The sequence below is a fragment of the Kitasatospora sp. NPDC029367 genome (assembly GCF_055569135.1).
The window spans coordinates 60,720-80,450 of record NZ_JBVHYH010000006.1 but is presented as its reverse complement, the minus strand read 5'-3'; the positions used below and the strand labels follow the sequence as shown (position 1 = coordinate 80,450).

Below are 19,731 nucleotides of genomic sequence, written 5' to 3'. Positions count from 1 at the left end.
CGCCCGCCACCCCGGCCCGGAGGGCGTCAGGGTCCGGGCGTAGCGTTCCACCCCGACATCGTGAGGAGCGGGGGAAGCAGTGGCGGGAACGAGGACGAGACGCGGGACCGTCGCCCTGGCGGCCGCGCTGGTGGCGGCGGTGCCGGCCGGGACGTTCGGGCTGGTGGCGGTGAGCACGTACGTGGGGTTCGGGGCGGCGGTGCTGCTCGGCCTGGTGCTCGGGGTCGGGTGGATCGTGGGGGTGGTGCGGCTGCTCGGGGCGGCGGCGGGCTGCTGGATGGCCGCGTTCGGGGCGCTGCTGTGGCTCCTCGCGCTGGCCTCGGTGGCCTCGGCCCGGGACTCGCTGATCCTCAGCACCTCGGGGGAGACCGTCACCGCCCGGGTCACGGCCGCGCACGACCGCCCGCAGGGCAAGCGGCCGAGCTCCTCGTACGACGTCGTCGACGGCGACGGCGTGCCGATCCCGAACGGCACGGTGGCCGCGGGCCTGCACGCGCACGCGGTCGGTGACCTGCTCACCGTCCGGTACGACCCGAGGGGCGTCGCGGAGGCGCGCCTGCCGGAGAACGTCGACCTGCTGCGGGACGGCGCCGCCGCCCTCGGCGTCAACGCCGCCCTGATGGCGGGCACCGCCGGTCTGGGCGTGGCGGTGGTCCGCAACGGCCGCCCGCGCCGGGTCCCGTGGCGCCGGGGGAGCGCCCTCTGAGCCACGCCCCGCGGCGCGGCCGCGCGGCGGCGGTGAACCCGCCCGGGCCGACGGGCTACTCCCGCACCACCCGCGCCCGCAGGTAGTTGCGCCGTCCGAAGTTGGGCTCGTCGACCGCCGTGAGCTCCTCGACCTGGAACCGGTACAGCGCCGCCGCCCCGCCCCCGGTGAGGTACTGCCGCCGGACCTCCTGGTCCTGGGCGAAGACCGGGTACCGCCCCTGGTAGGCCGCCAGCGCGGCCTCCGCCTGGTGCCCCCAGGCCTCGCTCGCGCTGCCGGTCAGCTGGAGTCCGCGCAGCTGCTCGCCGAACGCGGGCGGCGGCAGGAAGACGGTGGCGGCGGCCCGGGCCTCCTCGGCGAGGTGGTGGCTGTGCCGGGTGGAGCGCTCGCTGACGAAGTACAGGACGAGGTCCTCGTCGTAGGCGAAGAAGGCGAGGTTGGCGTACGGTCCGTGTTCGTGGCCGGCGGTGGCGAGGGTGAGCACCATGGCCTCGGCGAGCAGCCCTTCGACGCCCTTGTGCAGCAGGTCGCCCGGCCAGTCCCCCTGCGTGATGTCGAGTCGGTACGGCATTCGGCACTCCCTCCGCTGGCACGCCCGGTGCCTTCGCGCCCCGAGCACGACTGAGCCGGGCGGCCGCCCCCGCTCGGGGGCCGCACGCCCGGCTCACATGCTCCACCCGCCGTCCGAAACCGGACAAGGGGCGGGCCACTCACGAAATGGCTACTACCGCGCCCGGTGCGAGGCGTACTCGCGGCTCACCACCGGCACCGTGCCGGGGCCGAGGAGCGGGCGCAGCGCGCCCGACCGCATCCGGTCCACCAGCGGCCCGCAGCGCCCGGCCAGCGGGGCCAGCACCAGGGCGACCAGGGTGCCGACGAGGGCGCCGACCGCCACGTCGTGCGGATAGTGCACGCCGACCCAGACCCGGGAGGCGGCCATCAGGGCCGCGAAGACGGTGGCGACGACGCCGAGCCGGCGGCTGACGAACCAGAGCGAGACCGCGGCGGCGAAGGCGATCACCGAGTGGTTGCTGGGGAAGGACCAGTCACCGGCGGCGGGGCAGGTCTCCAGCGAGACGCTGCCCTTGATCTGCGCGCACGGCCGGAGTTCCTCGACCATGCCCTTGAGCACGGAGTTGATGCCGTACGCGACGACCACGATCACCGGGGAGGCGAGCACCTTGGCCATCACCGCGGAGTCGGCGCCGCGCGCCCGCCACCAGGCGTACAGCATGAACAGGGCGAACAGCCCGAGGCCGATCGCGGACCAGACCTTGATCACGTCGTCCAGCCAGGTCGGGGCGGACTGCGCCCACTTGTTCACCTGGGTGTAGAGGCTGCCGTCGATGCCACTGCCGTCGTACACGGCGAGAGCCCGAGAGGACATCACACGTCACCTCCGTGACGGCGCGCCTTACGGGCGCGGAACAGTTCGAGAACAATGGGGAGCACGGAGACAACTACTACCAGACCGATGATCGGCAGCAGATACTGGTCGATCCCGGGAATCGACGACCCGAGCCCGTACCCGGCCAGCACCACGCCGACGGTCCACACCGCACCGCCCGTCACCTGCCAGAAGGTGAACGAGCGGACCGGCACTTCGAGTACGCCGCAGAGCGGATTCAGCACCGTACGGACCACCGGGATGAACCGGGCCAGCACGATCGCCTTGCCGTGGCCGTACTTGGCCAGCAGTTCCTCGGCCCGCGCCACGCCCTCCAGCAGGCTCTTGCGCTTGGTCCGGCTCAGCAGCGCCCGGCCGCCGCGCCGGCCGATCAGGTAGCCCACCTGGGCCCCGGCCAGCGCCCCGATCAGGGCGGCGGGGAGCACCTGCCACAGGTGCAGCTGCGGGCCCTTGGTGGCGCCGGGCACGCAGAGCAGGCCCGCGGTGAACAGCAGCGAGTCGCCGGGCAGGAAGAAGCCCACCAGCAGGCCGGTCTCGGCGAACAGCACCACGGCGATGCCGAACGCCCCGAAGGCGGCGAGCAGCGAGGAGGCGTCCAGCGGGTTCACGGCGAGGTGGGTGCCCATCGCGAGGTGAACGGCCGGATCGGCGGGGAACTGGAGCAAGGCTGGCGGACCTCCCGTACGTTGGGGGGCGGTCGCCGCGACGCGCGGCGGACCCGCCCGGGACCGTCTACAGTGACGTAGACGGTCTACATGACTGTAGACGAAAGCTGGAGGAAGCGCCGCCATGTCCGACGTACCGTCCGCCCGCCGGCCTGCCGGGGAGCTGGAGTCCGAGGTGCTGGCCGCCCTGTGGTCGGCCCGGCAGCCGATGACGCCGCAGGACGTCCAGACGGCGCTCGGCGGCGACCTCGCCCGCACCACCATCGCGACGATCCTGGCCCGGCTGCACGACAAGGGGACGGTCGAACGCACCCGGACCGGCCGCGCCTACGCCTACACCCCGACCGTCCAGGACACGGCGGGCCTCGCCGCCCGCCGGATGCACACCGAACTCGGCCGCGAGGCCGACCGCTCCACCGTGCTCGCCCGCTTCGTCTCCGACCTCTCCGCCGAGGACGAGCAGCTGCTGCGCGCCCTGCTCGGCGGCGACGGCGACGGCGCCGTCGACGGCACCAACCGCGTCGGCGGCACCAAAAGCGGCGGCTCCCGAGCGACGGGCGGCCCCGGATCGGCGGGCGCCCCGTGATGATCGCCGTCTGGGCGCCGCTGCTGCTGCCCTTCCTGACCGTCCCGCTGGCCCGCCGGCTCGCCGAGGCGCTGCCGCCCCGGGCCGCCGCCTGGCTGCTGGCCGGCACCGCCAGCGTGCTGGCCGGCGGCACCCTCTGCTCGCTCGGACTGCTCGCCGCCGCCGGACTGCTCCAGCTGCCCCCGGTCGCGGCCCTCGGCCACCTCTCGCTGCCCTGGCTCACCGCCGCCGCGCCCAGCGCCCCGCTCGCCGCCGCCCTGGCCGGCCTCGCCCTGGCCGCGCTCGCCGCACTGGCCGTGCGGACCACCCGCCGCCGGTGCCTGGAACTGCGCACCGCCCGGGCCGCGCTGCCCGCCCCGCGCGCCTCCTGCGGCGCCGAGGCGGGAGCCGAGCCGGGCGCCGCAACGGGCACCGCAGCAAGCGCCGCACCGCGCGCCCAGACCGACGCCGACCAGCATCCGGACACGCGCCCCCGCCACGCCCCGATGCGCCGGGCGCGCGCCGAGCGCGGGCCGCAGGACCCCGCCGGGCGCCCCACCCTGCGCCCCACCCCCCGCCCCGCCCGGGCGGCCTGGCGGCAGGCCCTGGCCCGGCTCCGGCACCCCGCCGACCACCCGCTCACCGTGCTGGACGACGAGCGCGCCGACGCCTTCGCCCTCCCCGGCCGCCTGCGCCGCCCCGGCCGGCCCGGCGAGCCCGGCCGGATCGTGGTCACCTCCGGGATGCTGCGCGCCCTCAGCGGGCCCGAGCGCTCCGCCCTGCTCGCCCACGAGCGCGCCCACCTGACCGGCCGGCACCACGTCTTCCTGGCCCTCGCCGAGCACGCCGCCGACATCCACCCGGCGCTCCGCCCGCTGCGCGCGCCCCTCGGGTACCACCTGGAGCGCTGGGCCGACGAGGTGGCCGCCGCCCGGATCGGCGACCGCGCCGTGACGGCCCGCGCGGTCGGCCGGGCCGCCCTCGCCGCGAGCCGCTCGCCCTGGCCGGCCCGGCCCCGTCTGGTCGCCGCCGCCCACTCCGGCCCGGTCCCGCGCCGGGTCGCGGCCCTCCTCCAGCCCCGCCCCTCCACCGCCCCGGCCACCCGGCTGCGGGCCGTCGCGCTGGCCCTGGCCGCCTGCCTGGCCCTGACCACCGGCGCCGCCCTGGAGGCCACCGCCGACCTCCACCACACCGTCGAGACCGCCCAGCACGAACCCGGTACGGAGCGCTAGCCGACCCGGGCCGGACGCCGCACGGACCCCGGCCGGACGCCGAACGAACCCCGGCCGGGCGCCCCGCGCCGTTTCCGTACCGACCGGTATGCGGACTTGGCAGACCCCGTCCCCACGCGCCCATCGCACCCGTACGCTTTCGTCAGCGCGTCGACCCCGGCGCGTCCTCGAACGGCGGCGAGGAGCAACCCGAGTGCGGCAGACCGGACGGCAGTCCCGACGACCAGAGCGCCGCACCCCGCCGACCGCGGCGGAGCTGGCCAGGGTCCACGAACGCACCCTCGCCGACGCCGCCGCCCGCGAACTCGTCCTCCCCGAGAGCACCGGGCCCGGTACGCCCGGCCGGCTCGAACCCCGCCCCGAGATCGGCGACTCCTGGGCCCGGCTGCGCCGCCTCGGCCTCGACCCCGACACCGGCGCCTCCACCGTCCTGCTCGGCCCCGCCGAGCTGGAGCAGCGCCGCCGGGCCAGCGGCCTCGACAACGTCATGCCGGTGCTGCGCGAGACCCTGCTGGAGCCGGTGAGCCAGGCACCGCTGATCCTCGCCATCGCCGACGCCGAGGGCCACGTGCTCTGGCAGGAGGGCGAACGCGGCCTGCGCCGCAGCGCCGACCGGATCGGTTTCGTCACCGGCGCCCGCTGGACCGAGGAGACCGTCGGCACCAACGGCATCGGCGTCGCGCTGCGCGCCCAGCGCCCGATGCACGTCCACTCCGCGGAGCACTACCTGCGCAGCCACCACACCTGGACCTGCGTGGCCGCCCCCGTGCACGACCCGGCCACCGGGCGGCTGGTCGGCGCCATCAACCTCAGCGGCCCGGCCCACAACGTCCGCCCGTACCTGCTCCAGCTCACCGCCACCGCCGCCCGGCTCGCCGAGACCGAGCTGCGCGCCCGCCGCCTGGAGGCGCTGAACCAGCTGCGCACCCTGGCCGCCCCGCTGCTCGCCCGGGTCGGCGGACCGGCCCTGGTGGTGGACGCGGCCGGCTGGACCGCCGCCTCGGCCGGGCTGCCGCCGCAGAGCCGGCTGCGCGTCCCCAGCGAGGGCTGGGACCCGGCCGCCGTGCACTGGGTGCCGGGGCTGGGCGAGTGCGTGCTGGAGCCGCTCGCGGACGGCTGGCTGGTGCGGCCCGTCCGGCCGACCGGGGCGGACGGCTCCGGCACGGTGACCGCCGAACGCGCCGAGGGCGCCCGGCTCCGGCTCGACCTGCGCCGACCGGACCGCCCCGAACTGTCCGTCCGGAGCGCTGCCGACAGCTGGTCGCACCCGGTCAGCCCGCGCCACGCCGAGCTCCTGCTGCTGCTCGCCACCGCCCGCGAGGGCAGCACCGCGGCCCAGCTGGCCGAGGCGCTGTTCGGCGACGCGGGGCGGACGGTCACGGTGCGCGCCGAGCTGTCCCGACTGCGCCGCTACCTGGGCGGCCTGCTGGCCCACCGGCCGTACCGCTTCGCCGACTCGGCACTGGTCACGGTGGAGGGGCCGGCCGATCCGCTCGACCTGCTGCCCTCCTCCACGGCCCCCGCGGTACGACGGCTGCGGGCGGAGCTGGTGGCGGGCCTGGTCCGGCTGCCCGGGGCCGCGGCACCCGTGCCGCCCCCGCGCCACGGCGGGGGCCCGCCGGTCCCGGACGACGACCCGGCCGCGCAGTGCGCACCGGCGAACGGCACCCCCACGAACGGCGCGTCCGCCCACAGCGCTGTCACCGACAGCACTGCCGCCAACACCCCACCCGCGAGGGGAGGTTGCGCTCCTCAGCCGCCCGCGAGCAGCGCGGCCAGCTGGGCGTCGGTGGGCCCGTAGTCGCGCTCGGCCTCGGCCGAGACCAGCGCGTAGGTGCGGTCCAGCCAGGCCTGCACCCGGGGCCTGGAGGCCTCCAGCAGGGCGCTGCCGTGCGGGGATTCGAGCGCCAGGTGCAGCGTCGAGCCGTGGCAGGGGCAGTACGCCGGCCACAGCTTGACGTCGCCCTGGCCGCTGATCCCCTGCAGTCCGTCGCGCAGCAGGTCGCGGGAGAACACCCAGTCCGCCTCGTCCGGACGCCCCAGGTGGAAGGTCAGCAGCACCTCGTAGGGCCGTGCGGTGTCGAAGCGGAACCGGGTGCACACCTCGCCGACCACTTCGTCGCCCAGTGAGATCCGCAGCGTCAGCACCTCCTCCACCGACGCCGGAGCGGCGGCGGAGCCACCCCCATCGCCGCCCGTGGGGGTGGCGGCGAGGGGGGCACTGGAGGCTGCGGACAGCGGGTCGGGCGGCATGACGGTCTCTCCGGGAACGGCGCGGGATGCCATCAGCCTGCGTCACCGGCGACCGGGCGGGCAAGGGTTGCAAGGGGGTTGCAACAACCCCCGCCCGGGCCCGCCGATCCCTACCAGGAATACCAGACGGACCGTCAACTTCCGCTCATCGAACGGATGTCCGGAAAATGGAGGGATACTGTCCGTCGTCCGGCCACCCGCTGGTACGCTCTCCCCCTCCCGGCGCGGGCCCGCCCGCGAGGCCGGCCCGGAACGGCCGGACCGCTGCCCGGCGGTGGTGCATGGGAGAATACGGCGACGCGACGGCGGCTTCGGGGAGGGAGGGGTCCGGTGGCTGTGCGTGGGGAGACCACGCGGGACGTGCAGCACGAACCCGCACGACAGGGCCGGCACGGTCGGCCCCGCCCGTTCGGCGGCCGCTTCCGGCTGCCCACCCTGCGCTTCTCCGGTGCCGCGATGGCGATGTCCACCGTCGTGGGCATCAGCATCGCCACCACCCTCCTGCTGAACGAGCAGCAGGGCATCGGCCGCCGGGCCGGCGTCGCCCGGGTCGGCACCACCCCGCCGCCCAGTCCGAGCGGTACGGACCAGGCCGAGGCGGCCTCCGAGCGGACCACGGACACCCCTCCCCCGCCCTCCGGCCGCCCGCACGCCCCGAAGGCCTCCGGCCGTCCCTCCACGCACCCGTCCGGCCCGGCCAATGCCGCCGCCACGCCGCCGTCGGGGCTGCGGGCCGGAACGGCCGTACCGGTCACGCCGTCGACCGGCGGGCAGGCCTCCGCCGGGCACGACCCGCGCCCCTCGGCCGACACCCCGGCCGACGGCGTCTCCCCCTCCGCCCAGCCGCCCACGGCCGCCGACCCGTCCACCCCGGCGCCCGGGCAGGCGGGTACAGGGCAGGCGGGTACCGGACGACCCGGCGTCGGAGCAGCCGGCACGGGCGAATCCCCGCGCCCGCCCGCGCTCCAGCCGGCCAAGCCCGGCCGCCCGGGCGCCGCCCTCCCCGGCCCGGGCCGCCCGCTCCCGCCGCCACCGGCCGGCGCCGTCCCCGGAAACACCGCCGGCACCGAGGGCACCGCCGGCACCGGTGCCACCAACGGCACCGACAGCACCAGCAGCACCGAGGACGCCGGGGCCGCCGACGGCGCCACCGACGGCACCACCCCGGACGCCGACCAGGCCCTGACCGGCACCGGACTGACCACCGCCCTCGGCCGCGACGGCCTCCGGCACGCGCTGGACCTCACCGTGACCGAACCGGTCACCGCACTCCAGGCCGAATTCCGGCTCACCGCAGGCGAGTTGGCCCCCGGCACCGGCACCGTCTGGACCGACCTGCCGGGCGCCGTGGTGACCACCCAGCAGGAACGCGGCAGCCTGGTCTACCGCTTCACCACCCCGCCCGGCACCGACGTCGAGCCCGGCCGCTACTGCTTCGTCGTGCGCGGCAGCCGCCCGGCCGAGCAGGTCGGCCCGGTACGCAGGTCGGGCGCGCAGGAGAGCTGGAACGCCGCGGCCTTCGGCATCGACCACCCCCGGGCGGTCGCCGCGCTCGGCGGCTTCGGCCCGACGGCGCCGCAGCCCACCCAGCAGCCCACCCAGCCGCAGCCCACCCAGCAGACCGCGCCGCAGCGGGCGCCCCAGCAGCCCGTACCCCAGCCCGCGCCGCAGGCCGCCCGGCAGCCGGCGGGCCAGGTCCGCTGACCCCCCTCGGCCGATCCGATCGTCCGATGATCGGCCAGCTCACCGGGCTCATCCCCGCACCCCCGTTCGTTACTGTGTGCAGCACCCGGCCCGACGCCCCCAGCGGCCCCGGCCCGGGCCGTCGTTCCGCACCCGAGGAGGAGTCCTTGTCCACCGTCCTGACCCAAGGCGGCAACGCACCGCTGACCGCCGCGCGGGTGACCGTCGAGGTCACCGCGCCCAAGGCGCTGGACGTCTCCGGCCTGCTGCTGACCGACGCCGGCAAGGTCCGCTCGGACGCCGACTTCGTCTTCTTCAACGCCCCGCACGGCCCGGGCGTGAGCCTGCGCCCGGCCGCCGCCGAAGCACCTGACGCGATCACCGTCGACACCCCGGCCGTCCCGGCCGACATCAGCAAGGTCGTGGTCACCGCCAGCCCGGCCGACCAGTCCGCCACCTTCGCCGGGATCGAGCCCACCGCCACCGTCCGGGACGCCGACACCGGCGCCGTCCTGGTCACCTTCACCCCGCCCCGGCTGGGCCTGGAGACCGCGCTCATCGTGGTCGAGATCTACCGGCGCAACGGGGTCTGGAAGGTGCGCGCGGTCGGCCAGGGGTACGCGGACGGCCTGGCGGGCATCGCCACCGACTTCGGCGTCACCGTCGACGACGCCCCGACCCCGTCGAGCGCACCGAGCGCACCGAGCGCACCCACCCCGCCCCCGGCCCCGACCCCGCAGCCGACCGTCCAGCTGCACTCCCCGGCCGACCTCCCGCTGCCGCCCGTCCCGCCGGTGCCCCCGGCCCCGCCCGTCCCCCCGGCGCCGCCGGCTCCCGCGGTCGACCCCCGGATCGCCCTGGCCACCGTCCCGGCCATGCCCGCCGCACCCCCGGAGCCCCCGGCCCCCGCAGCCACCCCCGCCGAGCGCCCCAAGGTCACCCTGGACAAGGGCCGGGTCAGCCTGGTCAAGGGCAGCTCCGTCTCCCTGGTGAAGAACGGCCGCCCCTTCCTCTCCTCGGTCCGGATGGCCCTCGGCTGGGAGTCCGCCGCCCGCGGCCGCGACATCGACCTGGACGCCTCCTGCCTCGCCTTCGATGCCCAGCACAAGCGCCTGGAGACGGCGTGGTTCATGAAGCTGAGCATCTTCAACGGCGCGATCGCCCACTCCGGCGACAACCTGGTCGGCGGTGACGGCGGCGACGACGAGGCGATCACCGTCCACCTGGAGGGCCTGCCGACCGAGGTCCACGCGCTGGTGTTCGTGGTCAACTCCTTCTCCGGCCAGAAGTTCACCGAGCTGCGGAACGCCTACTGCCGCCTGGTGGACGTCCGCACCGAGGAGGAGCTGGTCCGCTTCGACCTGACCCACTCCGAGCCGCGCACCGGCGTGGTGATGTGCAAGCTGGTCCGCCGCCCGACCGGTGAGTGGGAGATGACGGCGCTCGGCGAGTTCGTCGACGGCAAGACCGCCCGGGCGATGATCGAACCCTCCGCCGCCCTCCTCTGATCCCGATCCCGACCGCATCCACTCAACGTCAAAGCCACGCCACCGATTTCACCCCCCAGGGGCATCAAGTCGTCCACGGATCGACTCGATTGACTCTCCGGGGGGTGATTCGCGCTCTCCCCTGCATCCAAGGAGGAGAGACCGTGCCGCACATCCCGTCCCGCCTCGTCGTCGCCGGCACCGCCGTCGCCCTGGCCGTCGGCCTGATCACCCCCACCACCGCCGAGGCCGCCGCCAAGCCCGTCACCCGCGCCGCCGGGCTGGAGTGGGTGGCCCTCGGCGACTCGTACACCGCCGGGATGATCCAGGCCACCGGCGACGAGTTCGAGGCCCCGCGCGACGGCTGTGCCCGCACCACCGGCTCCTACCCGGAGGTCATCCGCCGCGACCTCGGCCCGCTGGTCGACCTGCGCAACGTCAGTTGCAGCGGCGCCACCACCGGGAACGTCTACGCGACCGAGCTGTCCCCGCTCGGCCGCCCGCTCCCGCCGTACGGCACCGACCCGGACGCGCCGTTCCCGCCGGTCCCGCCGCAGATCGACGCCGTCAGCCAGAGCACCGACCTGATCACCGTCGGGATCGGCGGCAACGACCTCGGCTTCGCCCAGATCCTCGAGGACTGCGTCACACTCGGCGCCGGTACCGGAAACACCGGTACGCCCTGCAAGGACAAGTACGACACCCAGCTGCCCGGCCGCCTCAACCAACTCCGTTCCGGCTACGACCAGATGCTCACCGCACTGCACGCCAAGGCCCCGTCCGCCAAGGTCGTCACCGTCGGCTACCCGCACCTCGTCCCCGAGGACGCCAACCGCTGCCGGTACGGCGACCCGCTGCAGTTCGCCACCTTCACCACCGGAGACCTCGCCTGGGCGCGGGCCGCCATCCTGGAGCCGCTCAACGCGGTCATCCAGCAGGAGACCGCCGCCCACCGGGACACCTTCGTGGACCTCTACCCGGCCAGCGCCGGACACAGCGTCTGCGACGACGACCGCTGGCTGGACGGCCTGCTGACCAGCATCCTGCCCCTCGAGTACGCCCTGGTGCACCCCAACGCCAAGGGCCAGGCCTTCGCCGCCGCCCAGGTCGAGACAGTCATCCTCGGCGACTGAGGGAAAACCGGTGGCGCGGCCCACCGTCGGGGATCATCCTGATCCGATGATCATCCGCGAAGCCACCCCCGAGGACTGGTCGGCCATCTGGCCGTTCTTCCGCGACATCGTCGCCGCCGGCGAGACCTTCCCCTACCCCCTGGACATGCCCTCCGAGCTGGGCCGGGAGTGGTGGATGAAGACCGCCCCCGACCGCACCGTGGTCGCCGTCGACGAGGACGGCACGGTCCTCGGCACCGCCAACATGAACCGCAACCGCCCCGGCAACGGCGGGCACGTGGCCAGCGCCAGCTACATGGTCGACCCGGCCCACCACGGCAAGGGCATCGGGCGGGCCCTGGTCGAGTACACCCTCGACTGGGCCCGCGGGGCGGGCTTCCGCGCCATGCAGTTCAACGCGGTGGTCGCCAACAACGACCACGCCGTCAAGCTCTACCGCTCGCTGGGCTTCGAGGTGGTCGGCACCGTCCCCGAGGCCTTCCACCACCCGGTCGACGGCTACGTCGGCCTGCACGTCATGTACCGCCCGCTGTAACCACGGGGCCCTACTCCTCGATCGCCCCGCCGACCCGCCGCAGGTGCTGCCGGAAGCTGTACGACGGGTCGGCGGCGCGCCGCTCCAGGAACTCCTCGAAGCGGGTCTGCCTCCGCAGGGTGTCCCCGGCCGTGATCCGCCCGGCCTGCGCCCGTTCGGTGGCGGCGATCCCGGCGGCCGTCTCCAGCACCTCCCCGGCCCGGTCGGCCGGCACGAACAGCACGCCGTCGGCGTCCGCGAACACCGCGTCCCCGGTGGTCACCAGGTGCGGCCCGAACCGCGCCGACTCCAGCGCCTCCGGCTCCCGCCCGTCCAGCCGCAGCGGCCCCACCGGCAGCGCGCCGTAGCTGAACACCGGCAGCCCGATCTCCACCAGCTCGGGGGTGTCCCGGTGCAGCCCCCACACCACGATCCCGGCCACCCCGGCGGCCCGCGCCTCCAGCACCGCGAGGTCCCCGATGCAGGCCTCGTCGGTCCGCCCGCCGTTGTCGATCACCAGCACGTCCCCGTCCAGCGCGCCCCCGTACGCCTCCAGGAACACGTCCACGCTCCCGTAGTGCCGCACCGGCAGCACCCGCCCCGCCACCCGGCCCCCGGCCACCACCGCCCCCACCCCCACCGGCGCCGCCCGCACCCCCACCCCGAGCCGCACACACGCATCCGCCACCAACGGCGTCGACAGCCCCTCGAACTGCTTCAACATCCCCAACTCCTCCCACCAAAAGCCCAGTTGACCAGCACCGGGATGCTATTCCAAGCCTCAAACTCACACCATCGAGTGAAAGTCCGCCGTGTACTGCACAACCAGACCCGGCCGCCAATAGCGTGACGCCCATCTGAAGGAGGGGCATCATGAGTGCTGTGGCGCATGAGCAACCGATCACGGGCGACCCATCGCAGGCCGACATCCTGCTGGAGAGCTTCCTGAGCCTGCACTCCCCCGAAGGCTTCCGAGCTGAGCTGATCGAGGGAGAGATCATCGTGGCACCACCGCCGGACGGCAGGCACGAGTACTACTTCGACCTGCTGATCGACGAGGTGAAAGCCAAGTCGGCAGTCCGCATGCAGGGGTCCGGCAACAAGGGGCTTCGGTTGGCCAGGGGCGGTCTCTGCCCCAAGAACTACGTCATCCCCGACCTGACCTTCGCACCGAGAGAGCTCGACATCCTGTGGGACGCCCCGCCCTGGATGGATCCGGACGGGGTCGCGATGGTCGCTGAGATCACCTCCAGCAAGCCTGACCAGGACCGCATCACCAAGCGGCACTGCTACGCCCGGGCGGGCATCCCGCTGTACCTCCTCATCGACCGCGAGAAGTCGCAGGTCAGTCTGTTCAGCAAGCCGCACCGCGAGGAGTACACCGAGGTCCACCTCGCCGCCTTCGGCGAGCCCCTCACTCTCCCCGCCCCCTTCGACTTCGATCTGGACACCAAGTACTTCCTTCGGCCGTGAACGCACAAAACGGCCCGCACCCCCCGTCAGGGGTGCGGGCCGTTCATCCTGCCGCCAGGGTCAGCTACGGGTGGCCATGGCGCGCAGGAAGAAGGTGAGGTTGGCCGGGCGCTCGGCGAGGCGGCGCATGAAGTAGCCGTACCATTCCTGGCCGTACGGGAGGTAGACCCGCATGGTGTTGCCCTCCTCCGCGAGGCGCAGCTGCTCCTCGGGGCGGATGCCGAACAGCATCTGGTACTCGAAGGAGTCCCGGGTGCGGTTGTTCCACTGGGCCAGCTGGCCGGCGATCTTGATCATGTTGGGGTCGTGCGAGGCGATCATCGGGTAGCCCTCGCCGGCCATCAGGATCTTGAGCGCGCGGACGTACGCGAGGTCGACCTCGTGCTTGCCCTGGAAGGCGACCGACTCGGGCTCCTTGTAGGCGCCCTTGCACAGGCGCACCCGGGAGCCGGGGCCGGAGAACTCACGGCAGTCGGCCTCGGTGCGGCGCAGGTAGGCCTGGAGGACGACGCCCAGCCAGGGGAAGTCCGCCCGCAGCTCGCGCGCGATGGCGAGGGTGGAGTCGGTGGTGGTGTGGTCCTCCATGTCGAGGGTCACCGTGGTGCCCGCGTCGGCGGCGGCCTCGCAGATGCGGCGGGCGTTCTCCAGCGCGATCTTCTCGCCGTCCACCGGCAGGAACTGGCCGACGGCCGACAGCTTGACGGACACCTCGGCGGCGGCGGCGAGGCCGGTCTCCTTGAGGGCCTTGAGCAGGTGCTCGTAGGCCTCGGCGGTGCCGGCGGCCTGGGCGGCGTCCTTGGTGTCCTCGCCGAGGTGGTCGAGGGTGACCTTGCGGCCGGTGGCGACCAGGTCGTCGGTCGCGGTGACGGCGTCGTCGAGGACGTCACCGGCGACGAAGCGCTCGACTATCGCGTGGGTCGGGGGGAACTTCTCGACCACGGTGCGGACCTGGGGGGACCGTGAGGCCGCGAGAAGGGCGGAACGGAGCATCGGGACTCCTGGAGCTGGTGTTTCCAAGGGTGGCAGAAAAGGGCCGGGGCGGCGGTACGGGGGTGGGCCGCCGCCCCGGCGGGGCGACACCCGGCTGCGGGGCCGGACGTCGCGGGTGACCGATGGCCTCTACAGCGGATCGATCGGCGACAGGGCTGGTCAGCCCATGTGCGGGTAGCGGTAGTCGGTCGGCGGGACGAAGGTCTCCTTGACCGAGCGGGTCGACGTCCAGCGGGCCAGGTTCTGCTTGGCGCCGGCCTTGTCGTTGGTGCCGGAGGCGCGGCCGCCGCCGAAGGGCTGCTGGCCGACGACGGCGCCGGTGGGCTTGTCGTTGATGTAGAAGTTGCCGGCGGCGAAGCGCAGCTTGTGCATCGCGTCCTGGGCCGCGGCGCGGTCCTGGGAGATGATCGAGCCGGTCAGGCCGTAGGGCGACACGGACTCCATCTGGGCCAGCATCTCCTCGTACTTCTCGTCCTCGTAGACGTACACGGCGAGGATCGGGCCGAAGTACTCGTCGCGGAAGTACTCCGAGGCCGGGTCCTGGCAGACCAGGACGGTCGGGCGGACGAAGTAGCCGACCGAGTCGTCGTAGGTGCCGCCCGCGATGACCTCGACGGAGGCGTCGGCGTGGGCGCGGTCGATGGCGGCCTTGTTCTTGGCGAAGGCGCGCTCGTCGATGACGGCCGACATGAAGTTGGACAGGTCGCTGACGTCGCCCATGGTGAGGCCGTCGACCTCGGCGGCGAACTCGTCCTTGAGGCCGGCCCAGATCGAGGCGGGGACGTAGGCGCGGGAGAGCGCCGAGCACTTCTGGCCCTGGAACTCGAAGGCACCGCGGGTCATCGCGGTCTTCAGCACGGCCGGGTCGGCGGACGGGTGGGCGACCAGGAAGTCCTTGCCGCCGGTCTCGCCGACGATCCGCGGGTAGGTGCGGTAGCCGGCGATGTTGTTGCCGACCTCGCGCCACAGGTGCTGGAAGGTGGCGGTGGAGCCGGTGAAGTGGATGCCGGCCAGCGCGGGGTGCTTGAGCGCGACGGCGGAGACGTCCAGGCCGTCGCCGGTCACCATGTTGATGACGCCCTTGGGCAGGCCGGCCTCCTCCAGCAGCTGCATCAGCAGGTGCGCGGAGTACTGCTGGGTGGGGGACGGCTTCCACAGCACCACGTTGCCCATCAGCGCGGGCGCGGTCGGCAGGTTGCCGGCGATCGCGGTGAAGTTGAACGGGGTGATCGCGTAGACGAAGCCCTCCAGCGGGCGGTGGTCGCTGCGGTTCCACACGCCGTCCGAGGAGATCGGCTGCTCGGCCATGATCTGGCGGGCGAAGTGCACGTTGAAGCGCAGGAAGTCGACCAGCTCGCAGGGGGTGTCGATCTCGGCCTGCTGGGCGGTCTTGGACTGGCCGAGCATGGTGGCGGCGGCCAGGGTCTCGCGCCAGGGGCCGGCCAGCAGGTCGGCGGCCTTGAGGAAGATCGCGGCGCGCGAGTCGAAGGAGAGCGCCTGCCAGGCCGGGGCAGCGGCCAGGGCAGTGTCGATGGCTTCCTGCGCGTCCGCCTGGGTGGCGTTGCGCAGGGTGCCGAGCCGAGCCGCGTGGTTGTGCGGCTGGACGACGTGGATCTCGGTGCCGCCGCCCATCCGGCGCTCACCGTTGATCGTCATGGTCAGCTGGACCGGCTCCTGGCCGCCCAGCTCCTTCAGCTTGGCCTCCAGGCGAGCCCGTTCGGGGCTGCCGGGGGCGTAGCTGTGGACCGGCTCGTTCACCGGCGCGGGGACCTGGGTCACAGCATCCATGAGGCGCACGCTCTCCTTCGTTCAATGCGGGGGAAGGCCTGCACGGGTCACGCGCAGGCCACAGCACGAACGCTATTCCTGCCCGCCGGGCCACTTGATTGGCCGGGCGGCTAAATTCCCCCGTACGGCGTTGTCCGGCCCGACGAAGGCGGTCACGCCGCGGTCACGACCGCCCGTCAGGCGGCCCGGTCCGAACGCCCCTCCCGCCCCAGCTGTCCCGCAGGCACCACCCGCCGCTCCCAGTCGATCCGGTACCCGTGCACCGGCCGGAGCAGCTTCTCCGGGCTCATCACGGTCCGCGCCATGATCGGCGCGACCAGCCGGAAGACCAGCCGCCCGACCGCCCCGGAGGCCTTCTGGTTGTTGGTGCGCTCGGCCGCGGCGGCTATCCGCTCCACCCGGGGCCGGCGCAGCGCCTCGTACGCGGCGAAGGCCTCGGTGTGGTCGGGCAGGTCGCGCAGGCAGCGGGCGAGTTCGACGGCGCTCTCGACGGCGAGCGAGACGCCCTGGCCGGAGCTGTTGGACGGCGCGTGCACCGAGTCGCCGACCAGCACCATCCGGCCGCGGTACCAGTGCGGGACGGACGGCATGATCTCCAGCCGGGGGAAGGTCTCGACCGTCCCGGCGTCGGCGACCGCCAGCACCTCGCGGGCGGGGCGGTCGTCGGCGTGCAGCTCGCGGCAGCGGCGCAGCCACTCCTCCCGGCCGACCGCGCGGACCTGCTCGGTGGTCAGCTGCTCGGGCTGCGGGATGTTGCTGAACCAGGCGGTGCCGCGGCCCTCGGGCAGGCCCCAGTAGCCGAAGAAGGCCCGGGCGCCGTTGGCGAAGTGCATGGTCTCGCCGCGTCCGGCCCGGCCGGGCAGCCGGTACGGGCTGTAGCCGCCGACGCCGAGCAGGCCGGTGTACCTGGCGGCGGGCGCGTCCGGGTCGATCAGGGTGCGAACGGTGGAGCCGGTGCCGTCGGCGCCGATCAGCAGGTCGCCGGTGGCGCTGGTGCCGTCGGCGAACCGTGCGGTGATCCCGTCGGCGCCCTCCTCGGCGCCCACCAGCCTTTTGCCGTACCGGACTTGGATCCCGGCCCCGGCCAGCCGCCGCTGCAGCACCCGGTACAGCTCGGCGCGGCGCATCACCCGCCCGCGCGGCAGGTCGGTGAGGCCGGCGAACTCGGCCAGCACGCCGCCCCTGCCGTCCTCGATCAGCATCGGCCCGATCGGCTGGCCGACCTGCCCGACCTCCTCCTCCAGCCCGACCACGGCGAGGGCGCCGAGGCCGTTGGGGGCGATCATGAACGTGCCGCCGATGCCCTCGGCGGAGGCCTCGTAGGCCTCGAAGACCTCGGCCTCGAGGCCGGCCCTGCGCAGCGCCAGTGCCGTCACCGGGCCGGCGATGCCGCCGCCGATGACCAGGGCCTTCTTCGCGGTGCGGACGGTTCGCGGTGCACTCATTGCAGACTCCCGAAGTACTCCTGCCAGGTCCGGACGAAGTCCGGCTCCTGGAGCTGGGCGATGAGGCGCTCGACGAAGGCGATCTCGGTCTCCAGGCCGCCGACCCGGTACTCCTCCTCGATCAGGAAGAGCCAGCCGACACCCTCCTCGGTGGCCTTGCGCAGGGCCTCCCGGATCCCCGCCGCCTCGGCGGTCAGGGCGGTCAGCCGCCGCCCCAGGAGCTCCACCGACTCGGCCGGCGGGAGCACCATGAGCAGCGACAGCGAGACCCCGAACGCGGGGTACTCGTGCCGCGGTTCGGCGACGAGTTCGCGCATCCAGTCGAAGAGCTCCGCCCGCCCCTCCTCGGTGAGGGCGTAGACGGTGCGCTCCGGCCGCTGGGTGTCGCGGACGGTCTCCTGCTCGGCGACGAACCCGGCCTTCCGCAGCTGCTCCACGACCATGTAGAGCGAGCTGCGGTTGTACTTGATGTTGCGGTCCTTGGCGTGCTCCTTGAGCCGACGGCCCATCTCGTACGGGTGCATCGGCTCGGCCATGAGTTCGGCCAGGACCGCGAGCGCCAGCGGGTTCGACACCTTGCGTCGCTTCGCCACGAGACATCCTCATCTCTTGGTCAGCACTGACTATCCACTCCTGAATAGTCAGAGTCAACTATTTTCGAGAGACGAACCGCGATGCTGTCCGCCCGGCTAAAATCAACCACACACCGTTGTCCGAGCGGATGAAGGAGGTCCGGAGTGACCACCCCCGGCCTCCCGCTCCGCCAGCTGCTGATGTCCCTGGGCGAACCCCTGGTCGAACTCCAGGCCGCCCCCCAGGGCCTGGACGTCCCCGTCCGCGACGTCGCGATCCTCGACCCGGAGGACCCTCCCACCGCCTCCCCCGGCGAACTCGTCCTCGCCATCGGTGCCCGCGGCCGCGCCGCCCTCCCCGCCCTGCGCGCGGCCGGCCGGGCCGGCGCCGCCGCCGTCGCGGTCAAGCTGGACGCCCCCGGCCAGGCCGACGCCCTGCGCGAGGCCGCCACCGACGCGGGCGTCGCCCTGCTGTCGGTGCGCCGGGAGACCCGCTGGGAGCACCTGGACTCGCTGGCCCGGGCGATCATCGCCGGCCCCGACGCCCCGGACTCCCCCGGCCCCCCCGAACCCAACGCGGGCGACCTCTTCTCCCTCGCCCAGACCGTCGCCGTGCTCACCAACGGCATCGTCTCGATCGAGGACACCTCCAGCCGGGTCCTCGCCTACTCCCGCTCCTCCGACTCCGACGAGGTCGACGACCTGCGCCGGCTCTCCATCCTGGGCTGGCAAGGCCCGGAGCCGTACCTCTCCAAGCTCCGCGAGTGGGGCATCTTCCAGCACCTGCGCAGCTCGGACACCCCGATCGCGGTCGAGCCGCACCCCGAGCTCGGCCTGCGCCGCCGCCTGGCGGTCGGCATCCGGGCCGGCGCGCAGCCGCTCGGCACCATCTGGGTCCAGGAGGGCGCCCAGCCGCTGGCCGCCCACGCCGAGCAGGCCCTGGTCGGCGCCGCCCGGGTCGCGGCCGCCCAACTGGTGCGCCGCCGACGCGAGTTGTCCGCCGACGTCCGGCTCACCCAGACCCTGCTGACCGGACTGCTGGAAGGCTCCACCGGCCCCCAGTCGCTGGCCACCCACCTCGGCCTGGACCTGCGCCGCCCGGCCACCGTGCTCGCGTACGGCGCCCACACCACCGAGGCGCTGCACCGCTCCGACGTCACCGGCCTGATCTCGGTGCACACCGCCGCCCGGCACCGCGCCGCGCTGCTCGCCCCGATCGAGTCCCGGGTCTACGTGCTGCTGCCCGAACTCCCGCCCGGGCTGCCGATGACCACCGTGCGCGGCTGGGCGGCCGAGGTGGTCACCGCCGCCCGGGAGCACCTCGGCGTCCCGCTGCGCGCCGCGATCGGCTCGACCGTCGACGGCCTGTCCCAGGTGCCGGACTCCCGCGCCCAGGCCGACCGCATCCTGGACGCGATGGGCCGCGGCGGGGTCGACCTCGACGTCGCGGCGCTGATCGACGTCCAGGCCGAGGTGCTGGTCAGCGAGGTGCTCGCACTGCTCCAGGACCGCACCGGCCTGCGCGACCCGCGGCTCACCGCGCTCGCCGAGTACGACCGCCGCCACCACACCCGGCTCGCCGAGTCGGTGCTCGCCTGGCTGGACGCGCTCGGCGAGGTCCGGGTCGCCGCCGACGCCCTGCACATCCACCCCAACACCCTGCGCTACCGGGTGCGCCGCGCCGAGCAGTTGACCGGCATCGACCTCGCCCAGCCGCAGCAGCGGCTGCTGGCGATGCTGCAACTGCGGCTGCCCGCGGACGAGTAGTCCACGGGCAGCCGGTCACGCTCCGGAGCTCGGGCGCCGGGGGTCAGACG

At 74.2% G+C, this 19,731-nt stretch carries 19 protein-coding genes; 10 read left to right on the top strand and 9 right to left on the bottom strand.

The window, feature by feature from the left end:
* Window positions 1-79: 79 nt before the first annotated feature.
* Entirely contained in the window at window positions 80-706 is a 627-nt protein-coding gene (locus tag ACZ4W5_RS05935; RefSeq protein ID WP_465653161.1) for a hypothetical protein, read from the top strand.
* A gap of 55 nt (window positions 707-761) precedes the next feature.
* On the opposite strand, the gene ACZ4W5_RS05930 is transcribed toward ACZ4W5_RS05935, so the two are convergent.
* From ACZ4W5_RS05930 to ACZ4W5_RS05920, 3 genes are all read right to left on the bottom strand, one after another.
* Window positions 762-1,277 carry a pyridoxamine 5'-phosphate oxidase family protein gene (locus ACZ4W5_RS05930; RefSeq protein ID WP_465653159.1) on the bottom strand — a complete coding sequence of 172 codons (516 nt, stop codon included), beginning with the start codon at window positions 1,275-1,277 and terminating at the stop codon, window positions 762-764.
* A 153-nt stretch (window positions 1,278-1,430) separates the two neighbouring features.
* Complete coding sequence (locus ACZ4W5_RS05925) at window positions 1,431-2,093, bottom strand: phosphatase PAP2 family protein (RefSeq protein ID WP_465653157.1); 663 nt, start codon at window positions 2,091-2,093, stop codon at window positions 1,431-1,433.
* Entirely contained in the window at window positions 2,093-2,740 is a 648-nt protein-coding gene (locus ACZ4W5_RS05920) for a DedA family protein (protein ID WP_360236421.1), read from the bottom strand. The genes ACZ4W5_RS05925 and ACZ4W5_RS05920 overlap by 1 nt, the downstream gene beginning before the upstream one ends.
* A gap of 163 nt (window positions 2,741-2,903) precedes the next feature.
* Between ACZ4W5_RS05920 and ACZ4W5_RS05915 the strand changes: the two genes are divergently transcribed.
* From ACZ4W5_RS05915 to ACZ4W5_RS05905, 3 genes are all read left to right on the top strand, one after another.
* Window positions 2,904-3,365: a BlaI/MecI/CopY family transcriptional regulator gene (locus tag ACZ4W5_RS05915; protein WP_465653155.1), complete on the top strand. Its 462-nt coding sequence runs from the start codon at window positions 2,904-2,906 to the stop codon at window positions 3,363-3,365.
* Complete coding sequence (locus tag ACZ4W5_RS05910) at window positions 3,365-4,576, top strand: M56 family metallopeptidase (protein WP_465653153.1); 1,212 nt, start codon at window positions 3,365-3,367, stop codon at window positions 4,574-4,576. The genes ACZ4W5_RS05915 and ACZ4W5_RS05910 overlap by 1 nt, the downstream gene beginning before the upstream one ends.
* A 193-nt stretch (window positions 4,577-4,769) precedes the next feature.
* Window positions 4,770-6,377, top strand: a complete 1,608-nt coding sequence (locus ACZ4W5_RS05905; protein WP_465653151.1) for a GAF domain-containing protein — start codon at window positions 4,770-4,772, stop codon at window positions 6,375-6,377.
* Here the strand turns inward: ACZ4W5_RS05905 and ACZ4W5_RS05900 are convergent.
* On the bottom strand, window positions 6,329-6,829 hold the full coding sequence (locus tag ACZ4W5_RS05900) for an SsgA family sporulation/cell division regulator (protein ID WP_360236258.1): 501 nt from the start codon (window positions 6,827-6,829) through the stop codon (window positions 6,329-6,331). The genes ACZ4W5_RS05905 and ACZ4W5_RS05900 overlap by 49 nt on opposite strands.
* Before the next feature lie 330 nt (window positions 6,830-7,159).
* Here ACZ4W5_RS05900 and ACZ4W5_RS05895 point away from each other — a divergent pair, with 330 nt between their 5' ends.
* The 4 genes from ACZ4W5_RS05895 (at window position 7,160) to ACZ4W5_RS05880 (ending at window position 11,667) form a co-directional block, all read left to right on the top strand.
* Window positions 7,160-8,533: a hypothetical protein gene (locus tag ACZ4W5_RS05895; RefSeq protein ID WP_465653149.1), complete on the top strand. Its 1,374-nt coding sequence runs from the start codon at window positions 7,160-7,162 to the stop codon at window positions 8,531-8,533.
* Window positions 8,534-8,691: 158 nt separating this feature from the next.
* Window positions 8,692-10,020 carry a TerD family protein gene (locus ACZ4W5_RS05890; RefSeq protein ID WP_465653247.1) on the top strand — a complete coding sequence of 443 codons (1,329 nt, stop codon included), beginning with the start codon at window positions 8,692-8,694 and terminating at the stop codon, window positions 10,018-10,020.
* A 143-nt stretch (window positions 10,021-10,163) separates the two neighbouring features.
* Window positions 10,164-11,132, top strand: a complete 969-nt coding sequence (locus ACZ4W5_RS05885; RefSeq protein WP_465653147.1) for an SGNH/GDSL hydrolase family protein — start codon at window positions 10,164-10,166, stop codon at window positions 11,130-11,132.
* Window positions 11,133-11,178: 46 nt separating this feature from the next.
* The gene (locus ACZ4W5_RS05880) at window positions 11,179-11,667 is read left to right on the top strand and encodes a GNAT family N-acetyltransferase (protein WP_465653145.1); all 489 of its coding nucleotides are present in this window, start codon (window positions 11,179-11,181) and stop codon (window positions 11,665-11,667) included.
* A 10-nt stretch (window positions 11,668-11,677) separates the two neighbouring features.
* Here ACZ4W5_RS05880 and ACZ4W5_RS05875 read toward each other — a convergent pair whose 3' ends face one another.
* Entirely contained in the window at window positions 11,678-12,370 is a 693-nt protein-coding gene (locus tag ACZ4W5_RS05875) for an RraA family protein (RefSeq protein ID WP_465653143.1), read from the bottom strand.
* A gap of 149 nt (window positions 12,371-12,519) precedes the next feature.
* Here ACZ4W5_RS05875 and ACZ4W5_RS05870 point away from each other — a divergent pair, with 149 nt between their 5' ends.
* On the top strand, window positions 12,520-13,119 hold the full coding sequence (locus tag ACZ4W5_RS05870) for a Uma2 family endonuclease (RefSeq protein ID WP_465653141.1): 600 nt from the start codon (window positions 12,520-12,522) through the stop codon (window positions 13,117-13,119).
* 60 nt (window positions 13,120-13,179) lie between these two features.
* Here ACZ4W5_RS05870 and ACZ4W5_RS05865 read toward each other — a convergent pair whose 3' ends face one another.
* The 4 genes from ACZ4W5_RS05865 to ACZ4W5_RS05850 all read right to left on the bottom strand — a co-directional run bounded on the left by ACZ4W5_RS05865 (window position 13,180) and on the right by ACZ4W5_RS05850 (window position 17,935).
* Window positions 13,180-14,109, bottom strand: coding sequence for a proline dehydrogenase family protein (locus tag ACZ4W5_RS05865; protein ID WP_360236243.1), 930 nt, complete (start codon window positions 14,107-14,109; stop codon window positions 13,180-13,182).
* Window positions 14,110-14,268: 159 nt separating this feature from the next.
* Window positions 14,269-15,897 (bottom strand): L-glutamate gamma-semialdehyde dehydrogenase, encoded by a 1,629-nt coding sequence (gene pruA / locus ACZ4W5_RS05860; protein WP_360236240.1) that lies wholly within the window; start codon window positions 15,895-15,897, stop codon window positions 14,269-14,271.
* A gap of 176 nt (window positions 15,898-16,073) precedes the next feature.
* Window positions 16,074-17,342 carry an FAD-dependent oxidoreductase gene (locus ACZ4W5_RS05855; RefSeq protein ID WP_402484621.1) on the bottom strand — a complete coding sequence of 423 codons (1,269 nt, stop codon included), beginning with the start codon at window positions 17,340-17,342 and terminating at the stop codon, window positions 16,074-16,076.
* Window positions 17,339-17,935 (bottom strand): PadR family transcriptional regulator, encoded by a 597-nt coding sequence (locus ACZ4W5_RS05850; RefSeq protein ID WP_465653138.1) that lies wholly within the window; start codon window positions 17,933-17,935, stop codon window positions 17,339-17,341. The genes ACZ4W5_RS05855 and ACZ4W5_RS05850 overlap by 4 nt, the downstream gene beginning before the upstream one ends.
* Window positions 17,936-18,079: 144 nt before the next feature.
* Between ACZ4W5_RS05850 and ACZ4W5_RS05845 the strand changes: the two genes are divergently transcribed.
* Complete coding sequence (locus ACZ4W5_RS05845; protein ID WP_360236231.1) at window positions 18,080-19,681, top strand: PucR family transcriptional regulator; 1,602 nt, start codon at window positions 18,080-18,082, stop codon at window positions 19,679-19,681.
* Window positions 19,682-19,731 lie beyond the last annotated feature (50 nt).